Annotated in this window: 3 protein-coding genes; all 3 read right to left on the reverse strand. The window is 72.7% G+C overall.

Annotated elements, in window-relative coordinates; genetic code table 11:
* A partial coding sequence (locus GUY59_RS46495; protein ID WP_161715117.1) for an MBL fold metallo-hydrolase occupies positions 1-739 on the reverse strand: 739 nt, incomplete at its 3' end.
* Positions 740-881: 142 nt separating this feature from the next.
* Complete coding sequence (locus GUY59_RS46500) at positions 882-2,315, reverse strand: carboxylesterase/lipase family protein (RefSeq protein WP_138205831.1); 1,434 nt, start codon at positions 2,313-2,315, stop codon at positions 882-884.
* Positions 2,316-2,328: 13 nt separating this feature from the next.
* Entirely contained in the window at positions 2,329-3,045 is a 717-nt protein-coding gene (locus GUY59_RS46505; RefSeq protein WP_161715118.1) for a DUF3152 domain-containing protein, read from the reverse strand.
* Positions 3,046-3,131: the final 86 nt, after the last annotated feature.

The following is a 3,131-nucleotide window of genomic DNA, read 5'->3' on the forward strand; positions in this document are numbered from 1 at the left end:
CCCAGGAGCCCCAGAGCGTGTCGTTGCGGGTGAACGTGCGGCCCGAGAAGTGGCGGGCCGCCGTGGCGACGAAGCGCAGCCCCGCCACCTCGGCCTCCTCGTCCCAGTCGAGCTCGATGATCCGGAACGCGGGCACGCCCCACCGCTCCAGGTGCGCGCCGATGCCCAGCGGCACCAGGAACGGCGCCTTCTGCGTCCGCGTCAGCGTGCGCACCGTGGCCAGGTCGAGGTGGTCGTAGTGGTCGTGGGAGATGGCGATCGCGTCGACCTGCGGCAGCTCGCCCAGCTCCACGGGCACCGGATGGTGCCGCTTCGGGCCGACGAGGCGCGAAGGGGAGGCCCGCCTGCTCCACACCGGGTCGAACAGCACCCGCCTGCCCTCGATCTCGACCAGCGTGGAGGCGTGGCCGTACCAGACGGCCCGAACGCCGTCCGCGGGCGGCGGGCCGGACGGCGGGACGCGCAGCGGGACGATGCCGCCGGGACGGCGCTGCTCCCGGTCCTTGGCCAGGTCGCCGAGCAGGCTCGCGGGTGGCCTGGCCAGCGACGTCTCGGGCGCCGGATTGACGAACGCGCCGTCCCTGAACTGCGGCGAACGTCGTACCCTCGCCTCCCGGTCGGGCCCCGACGTCAGTGGCCGCACACCCAGCTCGGCGGGCAGGTCGCGCAGTGCCCAGCCGGCCGCGGCGAGGGCCACACCACCCGCGAGGACGCGCCGTGCCGTCCGCTTTCGTGCCATCGCACACTCCCCTGGAAAATCAGTCCGTCCCGCTCAACCCGGCGGGAGTCCCCGGTGTTTCCAACCTACGATATATCGCGATAGTTCCTCGGTGCGATCGCCCCGCCCACCACGGCGCCCCGCCGCTGGGCCAGAGGCCGGATCAGCCGATCGGGGAGAAGTCCGTCGCCGACCAGAGAGCGCGCGAGGGCGCCTCCGGATCGTTCACGTTGGCGGGTTCGACGTCGAAGAGGTGCGTCGTGGCGGTCCCCGTGTCGTAGCGCGGCCAGCCCGGCTCCCCGGTGGCGGCGAACGCCGTCCAGGCCGTGCGGAACTGGTCGGACAGCTTCGGCAGGTCGGGCGACTCGCCGGCCAGCATCTGCGCCAGCTCGTCGTCGAGCGCGCCAAAGGTGAGCGGCACGTCCAGGCCGTGGCAGGCGCGGAACACCGGCGTGGGCGACCAGGTCAGTTCGTAGGCGAAGGTCGTGCCCGTGTGCGCGTCGGCCAGCAGGGTGCTCGGCATCCGGAACATCCAGTCCGACAACACCATCACGTACAGGTCCTCGTCGGACGCCTCCGGGTACGCCTCGCGGTAGGCGCGCTCGGCCCCGGCGGGCGCCAGGATGCGCATGGCCCGCCCGACGTCGTCGAAGCGCCCGCCGCCCATGACGTGGAACATCCGGTACTCGTCCCGGTTGTAGCCCGTGATCAGCTCGACGTCGCGGCTCGCGCCGGCGGCCAGGGCGTTCCACGGCGTGTCGGGCAGCACCTCGCCGTCCACCACGGGCGCGAACGCGAGCGGGGCGAACGCGATCGGTCCCCATTCGCGTGGTCTGCCGGGTATCTCTTCGGTGGCGAGCGCCTCCGCCGCCGCCACGAGCACCTCCGCGGGGGTGTCGTACGGGGAAGCGCCCCCTGTCCTGCTCACGATCGACTCCGTGACGCGGGCGGCGTGAGCCGGCGTGAAGAACATGCCCGGCACGCTCTGTGCGATGGCCCGCCTGAACAGGCCGTCCGCCAGCGGCATCGCCATCAGGCACGCGACGGCGCCCGCGCCCGCCGACTCGCCGAACACCGTGACGTTGCCCGGGTCGCCGCCGAATGCCGCGATGTTCTCCCGCACCCAGCGCAGCGCGGCCACCGCGTCCAGCAGGCCACGATTGTCCGGAGCGCCGGGAACGTGGCCGTACCCCTCCATGCCGACCCGGTGGTTGAACGTGACCACGACCGCGCCGTGGCCCGCGAGCGTCCCGCCGTCGTAGACGGGCAGGTCGGCGCAGCCGGAGCGGTACGCGCCCCCATAGATCCACACCATCACGGGCAGGCCTGAGCCGCCGGGGTCGGGCGTCCAGACGTTCACGGTGAGGCAGTCGAGCCCTTGGTCCGGGCTCCACGCGGGCAGGCCGGGCATCATGGGCGGCTGCGGCGGCCGCGGGCCGAACCGTACGGCGTCCAGCACGCCGTCCCACGGGTCGGGCGGCGCGGGCGCGGCGAAGCGCAGCGGCCCGAACGGGGTCTTCGCGAACGGTATGCCCTTGAAGACCGAGATGCCGTCCCGCTCAGACCCGCGTACCCGGCCGGCGCCGATTTTGATCATTCGATTCCTTCCCTCAGCGTCTCCGATCTTCAGTCTGATGTCTTTCGCGAGAATTGCGACCCGGAAAGGGCCACGGATTGGGCCGGCAGCGCCCCAGTGACTTGGACTGCTGCGCCATCACCGGAGCCAGGCGGCCGCGGCCAGGGCAGGGGCGGTGGCCGTGCCCGAGCGCGTGCCCGACCTCATGGCTGATCAGGTAGTGCCGGTAGTCACTCAGCCGGCCGTCGTACTGCGGGACGCCCTTCGCCCAGCGCAGGGCGTTGATGACCGAGCGGGTGCCGTTCCAGCAGGAGAGCTTGCCTCCGGTGCGCAGCGGCAGGCACTGGCGGCGGGTGAGGCGAGGGCTGGACAGGGCGACCCGCACCCGCACCGGTGGATGGTCGACCCGCCGGAAACGCCCCCAGCCCCGCTCGTCGTTGAGCGTGCGGTGCACGTCAGAGGCGAACGTACGGGGGTCGAACGGCAGGCCGCGCTCCACCTCGACCAGGTAGCGTACGACCGTGCCGGGTCCCGGCCTCGGGGGTGCGCCGCCGCGTACGACGGCGTACCTGCCGGACGCCGCGTGCGGCACCTGCACGGTCGCGCGGGCCCGTGGCTCCGCAGGGGCCGGCACGCTGGACGTGCTGGGAGGGGTGGTGACCGGTGAAGTGACCGGTGGGACGGTGACCGGCGGTGTGCCGCATCCGGTGGCCGGCAGCAGGAGCAACAGCAGCAGTGCGCGCAGCGGCAACGTGGCCTCCCCACGAGATCACGGTGGGGAGAAAACCGATCATACGTAGCCGCTTGTCACGCTTGTCGGGCGGGGTGGGGGTTGCG

It is taken from the genome of Nonomuraea sp. K271 (genome assembly GCF_009908215.1).
Classification (GTDB): domain Bacteria; phylum Actinomycetota; class Actinomycetes; order Streptosporangiales; family Streptosporangiaceae; genus Nonomuraea; species Nonomuraea longispora.